Origin of the sequence: Erythrobacter colymbi (assembly GCF_002155685.1) — a bacterium.
GTDB classification, from domain to species: domain Bacteria; phylum Pseudomonadota; class Alphaproteobacteria; order Sphingomonadales; family Sphingomonadaceae; genus Erythrobacter; species Erythrobacter colymbi.
Genome location: NZ_MUYK01000025.1, coordinates 1 through 17,681, shown reverse-complemented (window position 1 = coordinate 17,681; position 17,681 = coordinate 1). Strand labels below are relative to the sequence as shown.

The 17,681-nt window shown below is 62.9% G+C and carries 18 protein-coding genes and 1 pseudogene; 15 read left to right on the top strand and 4 right to left on the bottom strand.

Going from position 1 to position 17,681, the window contains the following annotated elements; genetic code table 11:
• Positions 1–53: 53 nt before the first annotated feature.
• The gene (locus BZF57_RS19145; RefSeq protein WP_010339851.1) at positions 54–596 is read right to left on the bottom strand and encodes a MarR family winged helix-turn-helix transcriptional regulator; all 543 of its coding nucleotides are present in this window, start codon (positions 594–596) and stop codon (positions 54–56) included.
• Positions 597–700: 104 nt separating this feature from the next.
• On the opposite strand from BZF57_RS19145, the gene BZF57_RS19140 reads away from it, so the two are divergent.
• The 4 genes and pseudogenes from BZF57_RS19140 to BZF57_RS19125 all read left to right on the top strand — a co-directional run.
• Positions 701–1,177 carry a YkgB family protein gene (locus BZF57_RS19140; protein WP_010339850.1) on the top strand — a complete coding sequence of 159 codons (477 nt, stop codon included), beginning with the start codon at positions 701–703 and terminating at the stop codon, positions 1,175–1,177.
• A 133-nt stretch (positions 1,178–1,310) separates the two neighbouring features.
• On the top strand, positions 1,311–1,895 hold the full coding sequence (locus BZF57_RS19135; protein ID WP_086740879.1) for a recombinase family protein: 585 nt from the start codon (positions 1,311–1,313) through the stop codon (positions 1,893–1,895).
• Between the two features lie 4 nt (positions 1,896–1,899).
• Positions 1,900–4,878 (top strand): Tn3-like element ISMpo10 family transposase, encoded by a 2,979-nt coding sequence (locus tag BZF57_RS19130; protein WP_086740875.1) that lies wholly within the window; start codon positions 1,900–1,902, stop codon positions 4,876–4,878.
• A 33-nt stretch (positions 4,879–4,911) separates the two neighbouring features.
• Positions 4,912–5,964: pseudogene (locus BZF57_RS19125) on the top strand (hypothetical protein); the annotation flags it as partial.
• 3 nt (positions 5,965–5,967) lie between these two features.
• On the opposite strand, the gene BZF57_RS19120 reads toward BZF57_RS19125, so the two are convergent.
• Positions 5,968–6,237, bottom strand: a complete 270-nt coding sequence (locus BZF57_RS19120) for a hypothetical protein (RefSeq protein ID WP_054362420.1) — start codon at positions 6,235–6,237, stop codon at positions 5,968–5,970.
• A 234-nt stretch (positions 6,238–6,471) separates the two neighbouring features.
• Between BZF57_RS19120 and BZF57_RS19115 the strand changes: the two genes are divergently transcribed.
• The 3 genes from BZF57_RS19115 to BZF57_RS19105 all read left to right on the top strand — a co-directional run bounded on the left by BZF57_RS19115 (position 6,472) and on the right by BZF57_RS19105 (position 7,547).
• Positions 6,472–6,723 (top strand): hypothetical protein, encoded by a 252-nt coding sequence (locus BZF57_RS19115; RefSeq protein ID WP_058539788.1) that lies wholly within the window; start codon positions 6,472–6,474, stop codon positions 6,721–6,723.
• 82 nt (positions 6,724–6,805) lie between these two features.
• Positions 6,806–7,192: a hypothetical protein gene (locus BZF57_RS19110; protein WP_200912148.1), complete on the top strand. Its 387-nt coding sequence runs from the start codon at positions 6,806–6,808 to the stop codon at positions 7,190–7,192.
• A gap of 121 nt (positions 7,193–7,313) precedes the next feature.
• On the top strand, positions 7,314–7,547 hold the full coding sequence (locus BZF57_RS19105) for a hypothetical protein (protein ID WP_054362423.1): 234 nt from the start codon (positions 7,314–7,316) through the stop codon (positions 7,545–7,547).
• On the opposite strand, the gene BZF57_RS19100 is transcribed toward BZF57_RS19105, so the two are convergent.
• Together BZF57_RS19100 and BZF57_RS19095 are read right to left on the bottom strand one after the other, a co-directional pair.
• Entirely contained in the window at positions 7,544–7,870 is a 327-nt protein-coding gene (locus tag BZF57_RS19100; protein WP_054362424.1) for a hypothetical protein, read from the bottom strand. The genes BZF57_RS19105 and BZF57_RS19100 overlap by 4 nt on opposite strands.
• Positions 7,867–8,553, bottom strand: coding sequence for a ParA family protein (locus BZF57_RS19095; RefSeq protein ID WP_054362425.1), 687 nt, complete (start codon positions 8,551–8,553; stop codon positions 7,867–7,869). The genes BZF57_RS19100 and BZF57_RS19095 overlap by 4 nt, the downstream gene beginning before the upstream one ends.
• 358 nt (positions 8,554–8,911) lie before the next feature.
• Here BZF57_RS19095 and BZF57_RS19090 point away from each other — a divergent pair, with 358 nt between their 5' ends.
• The 8 genes from BZF57_RS19090 to BZF57_RS19055 all read left to right on the top strand — a co-directional run bounded on the left by BZF57_RS19090 (position 8,912) and on the right by BZF57_RS19055 (position 17,607).
• Positions 8,912–9,778, top strand: coding sequence for a DUF7146 domain-containing protein (locus BZF57_RS19090; protein WP_058803405.1), 867 nt, complete (start codon positions 8,912–8,914; stop codon positions 9,776–9,778).
• Between the two features lie 35 nt (positions 9,779–9,813).
• On the top strand, positions 9,814–12,270 hold the full coding sequence (locus BZF57_RS19085; protein WP_086740881.1) for a strawberry notch-like NTP hydrolase domain-containing protein: 2,457 nt from the start codon (positions 9,814–9,816) through the stop codon (positions 12,268–12,270).
• A 1-nt stretch (position 12,271) separates the two neighbouring features.
• Positions 12,272–13,105 carry an SDR family oxidoreductase gene (locus BZF57_RS19080; RefSeq protein WP_231728248.1) on the top strand — a complete coding sequence of 278 codons (834 nt, stop codon included), beginning with the start codon at positions 12,272–12,274 and terminating at the stop codon, positions 13,103–13,105.
• Positions 13,106–13,266: 161 nt separating this feature from the next.
• Positions 13,267–14,214 carry a LysR family transcriptional regulator gene (locus tag BZF57_RS19075; protein ID WP_054362428.1) on the top strand — a complete coding sequence of 316 codons (948 nt, stop codon included), beginning with the start codon at positions 13,267–13,269 and terminating at the stop codon, positions 14,212–14,214.
• A gap of 27 nt (positions 14,215–14,241) precedes the next feature.
• Entirely contained in the window at positions 14,242–14,832 is a 591-nt protein-coding gene (locus tag BZF57_RS19070; RefSeq protein WP_054362429.1) for a TetR/AcrR family transcriptional regulator, read from the top strand.
• A gap of 83 nt (positions 14,833–14,915) precedes the next feature.
• Positions 14,916–15,614, top strand: a complete 699-nt coding sequence (locus tag BZF57_RS19065) for a cysteine hydrolase family protein (RefSeq protein ID WP_054362430.1) — start codon at positions 14,916–14,918, stop codon at positions 15,612–15,614.
• Positions 15,615–15,703: 89 nt separating this feature from the next.
• Positions 15,704–16,201 (top strand): cyanase, encoded by a 498-nt coding sequence (gene cynS / locus BZF57_RS19060; protein ID WP_086740873.1) that lies wholly within the window; start codon positions 15,704–15,706, stop codon positions 16,199–16,201.
• Between the two features lie 39 nt (positions 16,202–16,240).
• Positions 16,241–17,607, top strand: a protein-coding gene (locus tag BZF57_RS19055) for an IS3 family transposase (protein ID WP_120222458.1) whose coding sequence is annotated in 2 segments (ribosomal slippage) — positions 16,241–16,592 and positions 16,592–17,607 — 1,368 coding nt in all. Because the reading frame shifts where the segments join, the coding sequence is not laid out codon by codon here.
• Positions 17,608–17,681 lie beyond the last annotated feature (74 nt).

Here is a 17,681-nt window from a genome sequence, read left to right as displayed (position 1 = left end):
GGGGTCAGGACATAGAACGGGCACAGATATACGCTAAGCGTCTCTGCGCGCACTTATGGGTCGACTCTATGCGTCGACGACTCCAGCATTCCAAAGGCATCCATCGGACAGTTGTAGCATCGCCTCTCGTCGCAGAGCCGGCATATCGTCAGCGCCGAGACAGCGTCGTCAGACATCTGCGCAAGTATTGTCTCGGCAATACGTTCCAGCACGAGGCGGTCAGCATTCGAGACATGGCTAAGGATTTCGGATAAAGTCTCGTTTCTTCGTTGCAGGATCGCAGATAGGCGAGTCTCGCCTGCCTCAGTGAGCATCAGCGCTACTGCACGACGGTCCCGTAGCGCTTTGGATCGAACGGCGAACCCGGCTGCAACCAATCGATCGACAAGCCGCACCGTCCCCGCGTGGGACAAGCCTAGCACCCGTCCTAATTCGTCGATCGAAAGACCGGTCGCGTGACCGATGACGACGATCGCCGCGGTGGTTTCGCCACCGCCGGGTATCGTCGGGTCGAATGCCGCCTTCTTAATTCGATCGGTGATGCCCACTGCGAGGGCGCCGAACAGATTGACGAGCCGGTCCGAGAGTACGTTCAAAGGGTTGCATCATTCATTGATGGCGCATAGTGTATGCGCAGCGCATATATCACGCCTGTCTAAGCATGAAGGCAGGTCATGCGCCATGATGAAAGCGAGGCACCATGTTTTCGACATTACACATAGCTGAAAAGACGACCGGCTCTCGCGGGTCTCTCGCGTTGCTGCGCTGGGCGCTGGTGGTCATCTTTCTCTGGTTCGGTTGCATGAAATTCACGAGCTATGAAGCGATGGGCATCGCGCCATTGATGAAGAACAGTCCGATCATGAGCTGGATTCCGGCCGTTTTTGGGGTGCAGGGTGGAAGCTATTTTATAGGCACCGTCGAGCTCGCGACGGCCGCTGCGCTGATTATCGGTGCTTTCAACAAGACGGCCTCCGCTCTCGGCGCGGCGATGTCATGCCTAACTTATGCCGTGACACTGACGTTTTTCCTGAGCACGCCTGGCGTCGCCGAGCCGACCGCTGGCGGGTTCCCGGCGATTTCGGCCGGAACCGGACAGTTCCTGTTGAAGGACCTGGTGCTTCTTGCGGCATCAGCGTGCCTTCTACTTGCGTCCATACGGACAGCAGACGCGTGACGGCAAACAGGTGATAGGCGACGCTCCGGACCTGCGCTTTTGCCGAACCATACCCGCCTCAGCCCATAACGATCGACAAACCCTGTCGCTTTGATAGGGTGTTCGAAAACATGCTTTCGAGGGTTTGTCGTACATGCTGGTCGGATATATGCGGGTGTCAACGACCGATGACCGCCAAACGGTCGATCTCCAGCGGGACGCGCTCGTCGCAACCGGGGTCGATCATCGGCATCTCCATACCGACAAGGCATCCGGCGCGCGCGACGACCGACCAGGCCTGAAAGCCTGCCTCGACTATCTGAACGCGGGCGACGCACTGATCGTGTGGAAGCTCGACCGGCTCGGACGCTCGCTGCCGCACCTGCTGACGATCGTCACCGATCTGAAGGCGCGCGGCATCGCGTTCCGGTCGCTGACCGAGCAGATGGATACGACCACGCCGCACGGCGAATTGCTGTTCTCGCTGTTCGGTGCATTGGCACAATATGAGCGTGCGCTCACGCGCGAACGGGTGATGGCGGGACTGGCTGCTGCCAAACGCCGGGGACGCCAAGGTGGCCGCCCGCCGATGATCGACGCCGAAACGCTCGAGCGGATCACCGCCGCGCTGGATGGCGGGGCCAGCAAGGCGTCCGTCTGCCGGACCTTCAAGGTGCCGCGTTCGACCCTTCTCGGCACGCTTGCCCGGATCGGCTGGACCGCACCGGCCAAGGTCTAAGCCGATGCCGCGTCGCGCCGTCCTGTCGGACGAGCAACGCGCGGCGTTGCTCGCGCTTCCCGACGACGAAACCCTGCTCGTCCAGCACTGGACATTGAGCCGGGACGACTTGGCCATCATCGTCCGCCGGAGGCGACCGCATAACCGGCTGGGTTTCGCGATCCAGCTTTGCGCGCTGCGCTATCCTGGCCGTTTCCTGCGACCCGGTGAACTGATCCCTGATACGCCGCTCGCGTTCGTCGCAGAGCAATTGCAGGTCGGACCCGAGGTGCTGGCCGACTACGCGACGCGCGGCCCGACCCGGTACGAACAGCTCGATGCACTGCGCGATGCATTCGGCTTCATGCCGCTCAGTCGGCCGCTGCGAACGACGTTGCAGGAATGGCTCCTGCCGATCGCGCTGACGACGACCAGCGGGGCTAGGCTGGCGCGCGTGATGCTGGATGAGTGCCGGCGACGGCGCATCATTGTGCCGGGCATCAGTTCGGTCGAGCGGATGGTCGCACAGGCGTTGCTCGATGCCGAACGCCATGTCGCCGAGCATCTGACCCGAGGACTCGATGCTCGACAGCGCCGGCTGCTCGATGCGCTTCTCCTGCCCCACACAGGCACGAACTTGAGCGATCTGGCCTGGGTGCGGCAGTCACCCGGCAAGCCCGGCCGAAAGACATTCGCCGCCATCATCGAGCGACTGACACTGCTTCGGGCCATCGGGATCGATCCGGATATCGCCGTAGGCGTCCATCCCGAGCGCCTCCGACGCCTGTGCCAGGAAGGCGTGCGGCTGACCGCGCAACATGTTCGGACGCTGCAAGCGACGCGGCGTCGCGCCACATTGGTGGTGACCATCCTCGAAACCATCGTTACCCTCACCGACGATGCGGTGCTGATGTTCGATCGCCTGCTTGGGCAGATGTTCCGGCGCGAACAGAACAGCGCGGACACGACACTCAAGCGCAACCGGCGCACCATCAACGGCAAAATCCGGCTGCTTGCCCAACTCGGCGCTGCCTTGCTCGCCGCCAAGATATCAGGTGGCGATATCGGCGCTGCGATCGAGGCAGCGATCGGATGGAATGATCTCGGCCGCGAGGTCGATGAAGCCCGCAAGCTGATCCGCCCCGATTCGGTCGATCCCGTCGCGGTCGCCGCGACCAATTACCCCGTCCTCCGACAGGTCGGTCCCTCGTTCATCGCCTCGTTCACATTCGGGGCGGTGCCAGCCTGCCATGCGCTCGCGCGAGCGGTCGCGATCATGCGCGACCTTCATTTTGGTCATCTGCGCAAATTGCCTGCAGGCACGCCAGTCGGCTTCATCCGGCAAGCTTGGCGTCGGGCGATCGGCACCGGCATTCCCGATCGCAGGATCTATGAATTGTGCGTGCTGGTCGAGCTTCGCGACCGGCTTCGCGCCGGCGACATGTGGGTCGAGGGAAGCCGACGCTATCGTGCTGTCGAGCAGCAACTCATTCCTGCCCCCGTATTCGCCAACATGCGCGCGGCCGGCCCCTTGCCGATACCGGCACCGGATACGGCCGATATCTGGCTGGCCGAACGACGCGCCCGCCTCGCCCGTCGATTGGCCGAGGTCGAGCGAAAGGCGGAGACGGACGCGCTGGAAGACGTGCAGCTCAGCTTGGGCAGGCTGCGGATTTCGCCCTTGAAGGCGATTACTCCCGAGGAATCCGATACCGCCCTTGCGCCGCTCTATGCGCATCTGCCCGCGATCCGCATCACCGACCTTCTTGCCGAAGTCGATCGATGGACCGGGTTCAGCCAGTGCTTCACGCATCTGCAAAGTGGCCGTGCCGCGGATGAACCACGTGCGATCCTCACGGCGGTGCTCGCCGATGCCACCAATCTGGGCCATACGCGCATGGCGGAAGCCTGCAATCTCGTGACCCAGCGCCAACTCGGTTGGCTCGCCTCGTGGCATCTGCGCGAGGAAACCTACGGTCGCGCGCTCGCCCGGCTTGTCGACGCCCAACACACCGCGCCGCTGGCCGCGCTGTTCGGGTCCGGCACCTCGTCCAGCTCAGACGGTCAGAACTTTCCGCTCGACCGCCGCGCCCAGGCAACCGGCGCAGTCAATCCGCACAAGGGGACAGAGCCGGCTGTCTCCTTTTACAGCCACGTCTCGGATCGCTACGCGCCGTTCCATTCCACAGTTATCTCCGCTTCGGCGAGCGAGGCGGCACAGGTGCTCGACGGGCTGCTCCACCACGGCGCCGATCTGCACATCGAAGAGCATCACGTCGATGGCGGGGGCGTCTCCGACCATGTGTTCGCGCTATGTCATCTGCTTGGGTTCCGGTTCGCGCCGCGTATCCCGAATATCGCCGCACGCCGTTTGCACCTGTTTAACGGCATCGAACCCGGCCCCGATATTGCGCCGCTGGTCGCGGGCCGCATCGACGAAGGTCTGATCGAGGCACACTGGGACGACGTGCTGCGACTGGGAACCTCGATCCGCACAGGCGTCGTCAGCGCCTCGATCATGCTGGAACGGCTCGGCTCCTATCCACGCGCCAACGGCCTGGCACTGGCGTTGCGCGAGATCGGTCGCGTCGAGCGTACCCTGTTCACGCTCGACTGGATCGAGCAGCCCGAACAGCGTCGCCGCGCCACCCGCGAACTCAACAAGGGAGAAGCGGAAAATGCCCTGAAACGCGCCATCTTCTTCCATCGCATCGGCCGTATCCGCGATCATGCGCTGCAAGCCCAAAGCCATCGGGCGAGCGCGCTGAACCTCGTCGCCGGTGCCATCGTCCTGTGGAACACGACCTACCTGCAAGCCGCCCGGATGCATCTCGCCAACCTCGGCCGGCCGGTCCCGCCGGACCTGCTGCAACACCTATCACCGCTCGGTTGGCAGCATATCAATCTCACCGGCGATTACCTCTGGACCGATCCCGATGCGCCATCCACCGCGCTCAGACCGCTTCGCCAGATGCGCGCCGTCGAAGGCACGGCAAAACCTTAGCGTATATCTGGGTCCGTTCTGTGTACCGACCCCTATCTGCGGAGATTGACGAGCACCAAGCGGCCGGAGCACCGCGAGGACTGCCCCTTCTTCCGCGACCAGGTCACGCACCGCATCACCGAGATCCGCTCTCGCGAGACGCCTGCTGATCCACCCACCGGCTATTTCGAGGTGCTGCGCCCAGCCCCGGAGAAACTGGCGCAGAGGCCCGAGGAAGATGCCAGCGACGATCGCACCCGCCATGCCTCCGTTCCGCGCCTAGCGCGGCTCCTGTGGCGCCTGATCGACGCTGCCGGCACCAACAAGGTGGCCCCCGTCGCGCACGAATACGAAACCGCCTCGATCAAGCTGGAGTTCGAGGCGCTCGGCAGAGCCTCGACCAAGATCGAGATCGCGCCGGGCATCGAGCTCGGCCGAGCGTTCTGGACCCACGCAAATGCGCTTCACAGCCGTAGAGCCTACGCCATGCTGCGCCAGCTCGCGAAATCGTGGCCGAGCGGACACGCGCCACAGGGCTTCATGGCGCTGTTCTCGCCACACGTCCGGGGCCACGTCGTCGACGTCCCCGGGGCCGAGGCGATCCACGTCGCCAACCGCGTGCAGTCGCCCTCCGTGCGCGGCAACCTCATCAAGGGGCCGTTCTTGGTGATGATCGTCGCGGGCGAGTATCCCGAGGCGCACGGCTACGCACCGCTTCGCGCCTACGCTCAACCAATCTTCTCCGGTCAGCGCTTCATCCCGGTCGACTCCGAGTTCGAACGGTCGGTCCTTCGCGAGCTGTTCAAGGCCCGCCGGCTACTGGACGCCGGGGGAGTGGATCTCGCGATCGAGAAGCCCGTCTTTGACCGCCTCACGACCCAGGGCTCATGCCGACCCGACTTCCTCCTCGAGGCACGCTCGCGCCTGACTGGCGAGATCAAACAGCTCGTGGTCGAAGCGATGGGCTTCAGCGACGACGACTACCTGACGTCCAAGGCGACGACGCATCCGCGTATGCGGCTCCTTGGACCACTCCTGACGATCGAGCCCACGGATGTCGAGAAGGACCGCGTGGGCGATCTGATCGCGAGTGCTCTCGATCTCTGAGGCTCAGTTCCAGCTCAGGCTCATGCCGAACGAGACCACGATCCCGAGCGTCACAGGGGTCGACAGAAGGTAGAGCTTCTGCCAGCGCCACCAGGTCTTCGGCAGGAACAGCACGGCGCCACGCACGGACCGCATCTCCTCCCAGGACCGCTCGCGATACAGACGGATTCCGGCGACCGAGACGGAGAGGACCATCGCGATCGCGCAGCACAGCCCCGTGGCGGTGTAGAGTGCTATCCAGTTGATCAACTCGACTTGGGTCAGGTGCGCCATGATCAGCCTCGTAGCCCGCCTCGGGTGATTAATGTCTCCGACCCTTGGCCGGTTCCGAACGGACCCTATCTGTTTACAACAGCATGGTGAGGATATGCTTAACCCCCCACCGCAACGAAAGTGACGCAAGTTCCTCGCATACCGCAAGCTAATGGTCGATAAACGGCTTCGCACGTCCTGCCGATCGGATCGCCGACCCACGTCCGCACGCCGAGCTGCCGAGGCGGTTTGTTGATGAACCCCGGCGTCGTCGTCCTCGTCATCATCTTCGAGGGCGTTCGGAAGGTCACGCTCCACGCGACCGAAGCGCAGGCGTGGCGGCAGCTGATGGAGTTCGTAGACCGACGCTGGGAACGCCGGTTCGGCCGAGCCCCCTCCCCTATCGAGCCCGAGGCGCGCGCGGACCAGTTCTTCCGCAACAACAGCGACGATCTCTACGCCATCATCGACGCCGACCTTTCCGAGCTGCAGGAGGCGCTCAGCTGACGCCGTTCTTCGCTTGGCCTGACGCACCATCCCGTCGTACAATCTAGGCGAGCGGGAGCCTCCTATGTTCGAGTGCCTTATCTTGGGCGACAGCACCGGCGTCGGTGCCGGTCAGGCGATCAACCGGCGCTATGCCCAGCAATGCGACGTGCAGGCCGTCGAGCGTGCTACAGCGGCGCAGATCCTCACCTGGAGGAAAACGGGCAAAGACTATGGCGCCTGTGTTTTCGCCATGGGATCAAACGACCCGGCCGGCGCCGCCCTCGCGACCAAACTCACGAAGATCCGCACCAGCCTCTGCTTTCGCCGAGTCATTTGGCTGCTGCCTTATGCAAGACCCCAGGCTTATACTGTCAGCTCGGTTGCCGCTCGCTTCGGGGACGAGACGGTCGACTTGAACCGTTTTGAGACGCGGGACCGGATACATCCGCGCAACTATTCGCAAGTAGCATCGGTTCTTCTGCGCTGAGCGCAGAATCATAAAAGAGGTGAGAGGGATCGAGAGGATCGGGCAAGCGGGAGTTGCGTCCCGCGGCCCCTGCCCTCACCCGCCGAGGCTCCGGTCCCGGCGCAGCTCGCAGGAGCTTGCGATGTCGCTACACCTCTTGATGATCACCTTCGGCGACAAAGACGAACTGTCGGTCCACCCGGACCACGGCTCCGCATGGGCGGCGCTGCTGGGGTTCGTGGACGATCGCTGGTCAGCCTTGCTCGGAAGCACAGAGGCACCCGATGACGAGAACGCGCGCGTCGACGCCTTCTTCGCACTTCCGGACGCCTTCTACCTGATCGGCGAAGTGGTGGCGTCGCTGCCCGCCGCCTAGCGTTCCTCTCCCTCAGCCAGGTCCATCAGCTTCTCGATGGCCTGCCAGTAAGGCAGCCGCTCCCGGTCGCAGTATTCGACGAAGCGCCCCATCACGCTCACCGGGCCTTTGACGCTGACCTGGTGGAGCTGCTCGCCCGCATAAGCCGACTTCTGCCGGCGCGGCAATGCCGCAGGCGCGGACGGCTTGGAGAACCCGTGTTCGCGCCCGATGTCATCTACCGCAGCCGCGTCTCGGCGCTGATCCGTTCGGCTGCGTTCAGCCCGGGTGTTCGGCCGGATGTCCGAGAGATCGTCCAGCCCAAGTTTGATGCCGTTGCTCATGCCGTCTGCTCCACGACAGCGTTCTGCCGTCTGATTTCCGTCACGACCTCCTGCACGAAGGCGGTGGCATTGATGCGCGCCTTGTCCAGCCCGGTCGCCTGATCGTCGCCGAGGCTCCAGAGCGAGCGGTAGTGTGTGAACATCGCGCGAAACCCCGCGCGATCGTTCAGAGCGGTCTCGAAGGTCGGGATACCCGCGCCCCGAAACTGCGACCTGATTTCCTTCTCGTCGCGCGTCGCGATCGCAGGGTTCACGCGCGTAAACAGCATGCGATACGGGATCTCGCGGCGAAGCGCCCTCCCCTCATCCACCACCAGCTTGATCGCCCGGCTCGCCTGTCGTGCGTCGACCGGCGACGCCTGCAGCGGGATGATGACCAAGTCGGTCCGCGAAATCGCGCGAGACATGGCCAAGTTCGCGGTTCCTTCCAGATCGACGATGACGAACTGGCTGGAGGCTGCCGCCTCCTCGATCTCGTCGATGATCGCGTTGTCTGACGGGAGTGTCCGGCACTCGAATCCAGGATCAGACGTCTCGCTCGCCCACGTCTCAAGCGTTCGGTTCGGGTCGCCGTCGATGACAGTCACCGAGGCCCCGGCTTGGCTGAGACCGCTGGCGAGCACCAACGCCGACGTGCTCTTACCTACCCCGCCCTTGGGGCTTGCAAAGCTGATTACTGGCATGCTCCAGCCTTCCTCGTCATCGCTGCGCTACACTGGCGCAGCCTTCACACGACAGGCGGGGAGATTGCCCGCCCTGACTACGCCATGCCAGACCACACATCGCTTGGCAACGCTATACATGGCAGGGCATGGATAGGATACGCTACTAAGGCGTACTAAATGCTACGCAGGGCTATGCCACCCCAGCCACCGCATGGCAGCGCTACGCTAGAATATGGTAGCCACCGCTATGCACCGCTCGGGCATGCCGAGCATTCCGAGCGGTTCAGCTGCGATGCTTAGGCCTTCTCTTGGTACCATAGTCTACCACTGGCCGGAGCGAGGGGAGGGGGTGCAGAATAGCGAAGGAGCAGAAAAGATGCCCTATACCGCATTGAAACCAAGCCAGGAACTCGTCGACATCGTCGGCTCGCTCGGTGGAGTTTGGCACGGCTATGTTGCGACATGCCGATGCCCAGCCCACGTCGATCGGACCCCGAGCCTGTCGCTACGCCAGGGAGATCGCGGCATCCTCGTGACGTGCTTTGCGGGCTGCGAGGCAGAGGACGTCCTGCGCGAGATTCGTCGCATCCCGGTGACGAGGCGTTTCGAGCCCCCGAAGGCCGACATACGCCGCGGAACCGGGAACGTCGAACGTCTCTGGGAACAGGCCCGCGACGTCATGCAGACGCTCGGCGAGCGCTACTTGCAGCGACGCCACATCGTCGCAGGACCGGCCGATCTCCGCTTCCATCCGCGATGCCCGCTCGGACCCAAGGGACGTACCGTTTTCAAGCCCGCCCTATTGGTCGGCGTGAGGGAGGGACATCGGCTCGTCGCCTTCCAGCGCATCTTCCTCGACCCGGCAACCGCGGACTACGAGTGCAAGGTCATGCTTGGACAACCGGGGCAGGGGGCGTGGCAGGGACGACCGCTGCAAGGTGACACGCTCGCGATCGCGGAGGGGTTCGAGACGGCCGCGGCCTTCACGATCCTGCATGGCGTGCCCTGCTGGGCGACCCTCGGCGCTCGACGGTTCGATCATCTCGGCCTGCCGTCGGCGCTCGCCAATCTTCTACTCGCACAGGATAACGATCCGGAGGGCGAAGCCGCTGCCGTACGCGCAGAGGCTCACTATGCACGTCCCCGGCTCAACATCCGGCGAGCGCCACCACCAGGGCGCATCAAGGACTGGGCGATCGTCCTCGATCGCGAGCAGGAAAGGGGAGGGGGGTCGAGTGGATGATGCTGCCGTTTGGGCGGCCGATCCAGGAGACCCCCATGACCGACCTATTCTCGACGGCCGAGAACGCCGACCGAAGCGCCGCGCTCCTGCTGCAGGATCGACTCCGCGCCGGCGACAGCATCACGCGGGCCGCCCTCAATGAGGCCATGACGAAGGCCTATGGCGGCACCGACGCGCAGGGATGCTGGACCCAGCGCGAGAGCTTCGAGGTGCTGGAGCACGCGCTCGCCGTCCACCTGCGGACGGTCCCCCACGCGCTCCACGCCTTGCCCGATGTTGCCCACGCCATCCGGCTCATGGCGGCGCTACCCACCCAGACTGTCCGGAGCGAGGAGCAGCTCGAATGGCAGCAGTTCTCGACACCGGCAGACATCGCCGCTCTGGCCGTGCTCCTGGCGAACGCACAGGAAGGCGACGTCGTCCTCGAACCCAGCGCCGGCAACGGCCTGCTCGTCGCGCAGCTGCGCCAGGACGTCACGCTTCAGCTGAACGAACTCGACCCGGCTCGACGGGCACGGCTCGCCCACAGCTTTCCCGGCGCGCCGATCACCGGCTACGACGGCGCAGCGCTGACGTCGCTGATGGCATCGTCCGAGCGTCCCACGCTGGTCCCGATGAACCCGCCGTTCTCGCGCTCGCTCGGCCGCGGCGCCGACGACTTCGCGGCCGTGCGCCACCTACAGGCAGCCTTGCGCCGCCTGCGCACCGGAGGACGGCTTGTCGCGATCATGCCCGACTGGTTCGGCCCCAGCGCGCGTCTGCGTGACCTGTTCGACTCCACGCTGCGCGATGTCGCGGTCCGAACCTCGATCCGCCTCGAAAAGTGCTACACGAAGCACGGCACCTCGATCGCGGTCCGCCTCTACGTCATCGACAAGGCACCGGGCACGACGATCCCCTCGACGATCCAGCGCTCGTCGGTCGCCGAGATCCTCGACGCGGTGACGATCGTCGACCGGCTGAAGCCGAAAACGGACGTGCCAATGGCTCCTGTCCGGAAGACCGGCACGACCTCACTGTTCCGTGCCGTGAAGAGCACGCGCCCTGCCGAACCGCGCGCCTATCATGCCCCCGTCCGCAACGAGGTTCTCCCCGTCGATTTCACGCCGCTGGAAACCCCGGCGCCGCTTCTCGGACAGACGGGCGTCTACCTGCCCTATCGGCCGAGCCGCCTCGTGTTCACCACCGCCGGCGAGCATCCGACCGCACTGGTCGAGTCCGTGGCCATGGGCTCGATCCCCGCGCCAATCCCCCATCATGTCCCGCGCTTGCCCGAGCGGACGGTTGCCGAGCGTCTGCTGTCGGCCTCGCAGCTCGAAACAGTCGTCTACGCCGGCGATGCTTGGACCCAGATGATCCCGGGCCGGTTCCGCCCGAGCAAGGAGGGCGTCGGACTGGACCTGTCCGAGGACGGCCGCGAGTATCGCAAGGGTTTCTTCTTGGGCGACGGGACCGGGGCGGGGAAGGGCCGGCAGATCGCCGCCTGCATCCTCGACAACTGGCTGCAGGGCCGCCGCCGCCACATCTGGATCACCAAGAACGAGCCCCTCCTCGAGGATGCCCGACGGGACTGGACCGCGCTGGGCGGCATGACGGCTGACATCCAGCCCCTTACCAGCTGGAAGATCGACGAGGTGGTCAAGCTCGACCAGGGCGTGATCTTCGTCACCTATCCGGCGCTCCGCTCTGCTCGGGGTGATCACACCCGGCTCAAGCAGCTCATCGATTGGGCACGCGAAGACTTCGACGGTGTCATCGCCTTCGACGAGGCACACGAAATGGGCGGCGTCGCAGGCGGGGAGGGCGCTCTCGGCGCGAAAAAGGGTTCCCAGCAGGGCATCTGCGGGGTGCTGCTCCAGAATAACCTGCCCGGCGCGCGCGTGCTCTACGCCTCGGCGACCGGAGCCTCCGACGTCAACAATCTCGCCTACGCCGTCCGGCTCGGCCTCTGGGGACCGGAGACCGCCTTCGCCGACCGCGAGCAGTTCATCAGCGGCATCCGCAAGGGCGGGATCGCCGCCATGGAGCTCGTCGCTCGCGACCTCAAGGCGACCGGCCTCTACATGGCGCGCGCGCTCAGCTTCGCCGGCGTCGAGTACGACATCCTCAAGCATGCGCTGACACCCGACCAGATCAGGATCTACGACACCTATGCGGATGCCTGGGGCATCATCCACCGCAACATGGAACAGGCGCTGGAGCTGACCGCCGTCGTCGACTCCCTCGAGAACGCGACGCTCAACAGCGGCGCCAAGGCGTCCGCCCGCTCGCGCTTCGAGTCGACCAAGCAGCGCTTCTTCGGCCAGGTCCTTCTCAGCCTGAAGATGCCGACCGTCATCGCCGCGGTCGAGGAACACCTCGCCGATGGCAAATCGGTGGTGCTGCAGCTCGTCACGACCGCGGAATCGATCCTCAACCGTCGCCTCGGGGAGCTCAGCCCCGACGAGCGGGCAGACCTCGAAATCGACCTGTCGCCACGCGAATATGTCTAATGTGGAGCTCCACATTATACTGATTACCGGAACTTCCTCAGGCTATGGGAAGGCGACCGCACAGCTCTTTCTCGATCAAGGTTGGAACGTCGTTGCGACAATGCGGGCGCCTGACGAAAGCGTGTTCGACAAGCCCGGGGACCGGCTGAAAGTCCTGCCGCTGGATGTGACCAGCGCTGAAAGCATTTCTAAGGCTCTCGCCGATGCCGTCGCCGCCTTTGGACGGATTGATGTGCTGGTCAACAACGCGGGCATCGGCTTGCTTTCCGCGTTCGAGTTTACGCCTGACACCGTAATTCGGGAGATGTTTGAAACAAACACTTTCGGGGTGATGGCGGTCTGCCGAGCGGCAATCCCGCATATGCGCCAGCATGCGGGTGGTGTGATAATCAATGTGACCTCCAGCACGGCGATCGCCCCGATGCCGTTCGTTGCCGTGTATACGGCCAGCAAGTGTGCTGTTGAAGGGTTCACTGAGGCGCTTTCGTATGAATTGGGCCTGGTTGGCATCCGGGCGCGGATCGTAGAACCAGGCCTTGCACCAACGACCAATTTCAGAACGAACAGCGCCAATCGCATTGAGGGACTGACACCACCGCCATACGACGCCTTTGCGCAACGCTATTTCGCCAAGTTGCAAGACTATCCAACCGCGTTCACGAGTGTGAGCGAAGTCTCCGAGGCTGTTTTCGCTGCTGCGACGGAGGAGGGCGATCGGCTGCGCTTTCCGGCGGGCCCCGATACCGCGTTGTTCGCACAATTGCGATGGATGACCTCGGAGGAACATTATTTGGCACAGATGCGGGCGATGTTCGGGCCTGATCTTTCTGAGTAGTGTTTTCTCTATGCGAGTGTCGCTTCTCCACGAGCATCGTAGCCGCATAATTGGCGCCGTCCCGCGGTTCGCGGCGGCGGAAATGCGCAGTCATTCCCTGTTGCGCAGGTCGCGGCTGAGCGTCGGCCGGCCACTGCATCGGCGGGCAGGCGGAGGGGGACATGCCTGACTTGGCCCTTGACCTCCGCTTTCTCCGCTACGCGATTCTGGTTGCGGAACACGGAAGTTTCCGCCGTGCGGCCGATGCGATGAATCTCTCGCAGTCGACGGTCAGCCGTCGAATTCAGTTGCTCGAACGCAGGGTGGGCGTGCCGCTCTTCGAACGCAGCAGGAGCGGAGTGCGGCCGACGCCAGCCGGCGAGCGCTTCATACGGGAGGCTGCATTTGGCGCTGAACACATTCGCCAAGCTGTCAGCAGCCTAAGCATGGAGAAACGAGGCCAGATTGGGGAGTTGAAAATCGGGCTGATGGCCTCGCTCGCCAGCGGTTTCTTGGCCGACGTGCTCGAGGCGTTCCATTTCCGGTTTCCGAACATCGATATAAAGATCGAAGAGGCGACGGCGCAGGCGACTGCCGCCGGCGTGCTAAGCGGTCGGCTCGACGCGGCATTCATTCCCGGCGAGCCGCGTCTTCCCGGTTGCCAGGCGATGCATCTCTGGGGTGAACCTCTATACGTCGCAGTTTCAAAGCACCATTCCATGGCGGCACGCGTCGGCGTCAATTGGGAGGATCTCCGCGACGAGACATTCCTTGTCGCAGCGGACGTTCACGGGCCTGAGGTCGAGGCGATCATCGTGCGGCAGCTTTCCGGTTTGGGTTTTCATCCGCGGATCTCGGTGCAGCGGGTTGGCCGCGAGAACCTCCTCAACATGGTGGGCATGGGATTCGGCGTGACCTTGGCTGCGACCTCCACTCAGGGCGCCTCCTATCCCGCGGTCATCTTCGTTCCGCTTGCCGAAGGGGGCGAGGTGTTCAACTCAAGCGTTGTTTGGTCGACAAACAACGTCAATCCCGCGCTTAAGCGTCTGCTGGACCTTAGCGCATCGATCGCAAAAACGCACCAGCGGCGGTCCTCAACGGTCCTAGAGGCCATTCAACGGTTGACATAACGAGATGACTGGTCATTTATTAACGTCATGCCACGTCCACCGAATCCAGAAGTTCGTTCGCGCCTCATCGAAAAAGGCGCAGAAATCATCCATCGCCTTGGCTTCAACGGCTGTGGCGTGCAGGATATTACTGCCGCTGCCGGAGTTCCGAAGGGATCGTTTTACAATTACTTCGAAAGCAAGGATGCGTTCGCGGCAGCGATACTCGATGAATACTGGCGCGCAATCGAATCCAATTACGTGTCCATCCTGGAAGACGATTTCGTTAGCCCGTTAAAGCGCGTCGAGAGACACTTTTCGGAGTTGATTGAGTATCATGAGCGACAGAAATTCACGTTTGGCTGTCTGATCGGCAATCTCGCGCTTGAGCTTGCGGCGCAGAGCTCGATTGCACGATCAAAGCTGAAAGCTCTCCTGAGGACTTGGACAGCCGCCCTTGCAAAGTGCCTGTCGGCCGCGAGCGAAGCGGGAGAGCTTCCCCTCGCGCGCGAACCCCAGGACCTTGCGGCGACGCTCATCGAGGCCTTCGAGGGCGCGGTGATGGTGGCCAAGGTCGAGCAAAGCGGAAGAGCTCTGAGGCGATTTGGCACTGTTGCCCTGCCTCGGCTCCTCGCGTGAAAATCGTGTCGTATTAATATACGACCAGTCACTTTAATACGTCGCCAGCAGATGGCGCCTTCCTCTTCTGAAAGGAGAAGATCATGACTGAACTCTACGCAGATCCCGAAAATCCGGTGCTTCCAAAAAGCACGTTTCAGCTCGACCTGAAGCGAGCTGCCCTCGTGGTGATCGATCCGCAGAACGACTTCTTACATCCCAGCGGTGTGAGCTGGCCGTTCTTCGGCGAGAGCGTTGTCGAGAACAACACCGTGTCGCACATCGGCCAACTGTTCGAAGCCGCGAAGGCAGCGGATATCACCGTCGCCATCTCGCCCCACTTCTACTATCCATGTGACCATCATTGGCAGTTTGGCGGTCCACTGGAAAAGACCATGCATGCGATCAACATGTTTGGTCGCAAAGGCCAGTTTACCGTGGAGGAATTCGAGGGATCGGGCGCGGATTTCCTCGAAGACTACAAAAAGTACATCCACGACGGCAAAACCATCATTGCCTCGCCGCACAAGGTCTACGGCCCCGAGACGAACGACCTCATTCTCCAACTGCGCAAACAAGGTGTGTCACAAGTCATCCTGGCCGGCATGGCCGCCAATCTGTGCATTGAAGCGCATTTGCGGGAACTGATCGAACAGGGCTTCGAAGTGGTGGTCGTTCGCGATGCGACAGCCGGCCCTCGCGTTCCGGAGGGCGACGGCTACCTCGCCGCCCTGGTGAATTTCCGGTTCCTCGCGCACGGCCTTTGGACGACCGCGGAAACCGTCTCACAACTGAAGGGCTGAGACGCCCGCACCTGCGCACATGTCCCTGTGGTCCCGGCATTGCCGGGACCGCATCCCGTTAGCGATCATCAAAGAAGGAGAACGGATCGATGAGGCGTGAGGAACTGACCGAAAAGATATTGGACATCAAGCGCGAGCGAGGCTGGTCGTGGAAACACATCACCGGAGAGATCGGTGGTGTGTCCGAGGTGCTGATCATCGGCGCTTTGCTCGGGCAGATGAAGCTGATCAAACCGCTCGCGAAGAAGGCTGCGGCGCTGTTCGGCCTGTCGGAGGCAGAAGAGCGTATGCTGAACGAGGTGCCATATCGAGGCATGCCCATGCCGCCGACGGACCCCCTGATATATCGCTTCTATGAAATGGTGATGGTCAACGGCCCCGCGTGGAAGGCACTCATCGAGGACGAGTTCGGCGACGGCATTATGTCCGCAATCGATTTCGACATCACGTTCGAGCGTGAGCCGAATCCAAAAGGTGATCGAGTGAAGATCGGAATGTCGGGCAAGTTTCTTCCCTATCGCTACTACGGAAGCGAGCAAGGTGTCCCCCGTCAGCACCAATGGCACAGATTTGAGGTTGTGATTTAAGGAGGGTTGGGGCTTCGTCGTAGTGACGAAGGAACGAAGATGAAGACCCAACCCTCCGTGAAAAAATCCCCTCCCAAGAAGGCCCCAGCTGAGCGGGTGGTCAAGGATATCCGCCGAGCAACCCGGCGCCATTTCTCTGCCGAAGAAAAGATCCGCATCGTGCTGGACGGCCTGCGTGGTGAGGACAGCATCGCAGAGCTGTGCCGCAAGGAAGGCATCGCCCAGAGCCTGTATTACACTTGGTCGAAGGAGTTTATGGAAGCAGGTAAGCGCCGGTTGGCCGGTGATACCGCCCGTGCCGCGACCACTGGCGAGGTGCAGGATCTGCGCCGCGAAGCCCGCGCCCTGAAGGAATGCGTGGCCGACCTGACGCTGGAAAACCGTTTGCTCAAAAAAAGCATGATCGCGGATGGGGGCGACGAAGAATGAGGTATCCCGCATCCGAGAAGCTCGAGATCATCAGGATCGTCGAGCAGTCCCACCTGCCTGCCAAGCGAACGCTGGACCAACTCGGCATCGCCCGGCGGACGTTCTACCGCTGGTATGACCGCTACCTCGCAGGCGGCCCGGAGGCGTTGGCGGATCGGCCATCGGCTCCAGGCCGGGTGTGGAACCGGATCGCGCCCGAGGTGCAGGACCAGATCGTCGAAATGGCGCTGGAGCAGTCCGAGCTGTCACCGCGCGAACTGGCGGTGCGATTTACCGATGAGCGCCAATACTTTGTGTCCGAAGCTACGGTTTACCGCCTGCTCAAGGCCCACGATCTGATCACCAGCCCGGCATACGTCGTGGTGAAAGCGGCTGATGCGTTCCATACCAAGACGACCCGGCCGAACGAGATGTGGCAGACCGATTTTACCTACTTCAAGATCATCGGGTGGGGCTGGATGTATCTCTCCACCGTGCTCGACGACTTCTCGCGCTACATCATCGCCTGGAAGTTGTGCACCAACATGCGGGCCGAGGATGTGACCGACACGCTGGATGTAGCGTTGGTCGCATCCGGATGCGACAGCGCCACGGTGTTGCACAAGCCCCGGCTGCTCAGCGACAATGGTCCCAGCTACATCGCGGGCGAACTGGCTGAATACATCGAGGCCAACAAGATGAGCCACGTGCGCGGCGCCCCGATGCACCCCCAGACCCAGGGCAAGATCGAGCGCTGGCACCAGACCCTTAAAAACCGCATCCTGCTCGAGAACTACTTCCTGCCCGGCGACCTTGAGGCCCAGATCGAGACCTTCGTCGAGCACTACAACCACCGCCGATACCACGAGAGCCTAAACAACGTGACGCCCGCAGACGCCTACTTCGGCAGGGCACCAGCCATCATCAAACAACGCGAAAGGATCAAGCGACAGACCATTGAACATCGGCGCTTGCAACACCGTAAGCTCGCCGCCTAAAACCCAACAACAGACGAGGCCCGCACTCCGCTAATTTACGCCGCGACCTGTGCCAAATGTTCTGACGACGGACA

Coding starts and splice junctions, on each gene's coding strand:
- BZF57_RS19140 (WP_010339850.1), top strand. CDS start 701: ATGTTTTCGACATTACACATAGCTGAAAAGACGACCGGCTCTCGCGGG.
- BZF57_RS19070 (WP_054362429.1), top strand. CDS start 14,242: ATGCCACGTCCACCGAATCCAGAAGTTCGTTCGCGCCTCATCGAAAAA.
- BZF57_RS19120 (WP_054362420.1), bottom strand. CDS start 6,237: ATGGCGCACCTGACCCAAGTCGAGTTGATCAACTGGATAGCACTCTAC.
- BZF57_RS19135 (WP_086740879.1), top strand. CDS start 1,311: ATGCTGGTCGGATATATGCGGGTGTCAACGACCGATGACCGCCAAACG.
- BZF57_RS19085 (WP_086740881.1), top strand. CDS start 9,814: ATGACCGACCTATTCTCGACGGCCGAGAACGCCGACCGAAGCGCCGCG.
- BZF57_RS19105 (WP_054362423.1), top strand. CDS start 7,314: ATGTCGCTACACCTCTTGATGATCACCTTCGGCGACAAAGACGAACTG.
- BZF57_RS19095 (WP_054362425.1), bottom strand. CDS start 8,553: ATGCCAGTAATCAGCTTTGCAAGCCCCAAGGGCGGGGTAGGTAAGAGC.
- BZF57_RS19100 (WP_054362424.1), bottom strand. CDS start 7,870: ATGAGCAACGGCATCAAACTTGGGCTGGACGATCTCTCGGACATCCGG.
- BZF57_RS19090 (WP_058803405.1), top strand. CDS start 8,912: ATGCCCTATACCGCATTGAAACCAAGCCAGGAACTCGTCGACATCGTC.
- cynS (WP_086740873.1), top strand. CDS start 15,704: ATGAGGCGTGAGGAACTGACCGAAAAGATATTGGACATCAAGCGCGAG.
- BZF57_RS19115 (WP_058539788.1), top strand. CDS start 6,472: ATGAACCCCGGCGTCGTCGTCCTCGTCATCATCTTCGAGGGCGTTCGG.
- BZF57_RS19130 (WP_086740875.1), top strand. CDS start 1,900: ATGCCGCGTCGCGCCGTCCTGTCGGACGAGCAACGCGCGGCGTTGCTC.
- BZF57_RS19075 (WP_054362428.1), top strand. CDS start 13,267: ATGCCTGACTTGGCCCTTGACCTCCGCTTTCTCCGCTACGCGATTCTG.
- BZF57_RS19065 (WP_054362430.1), top strand. CDS start 14,916: ATGACTGAACTCTACGCAGATCCCGAAAATCCGGTGCTTCCAAAAAGC.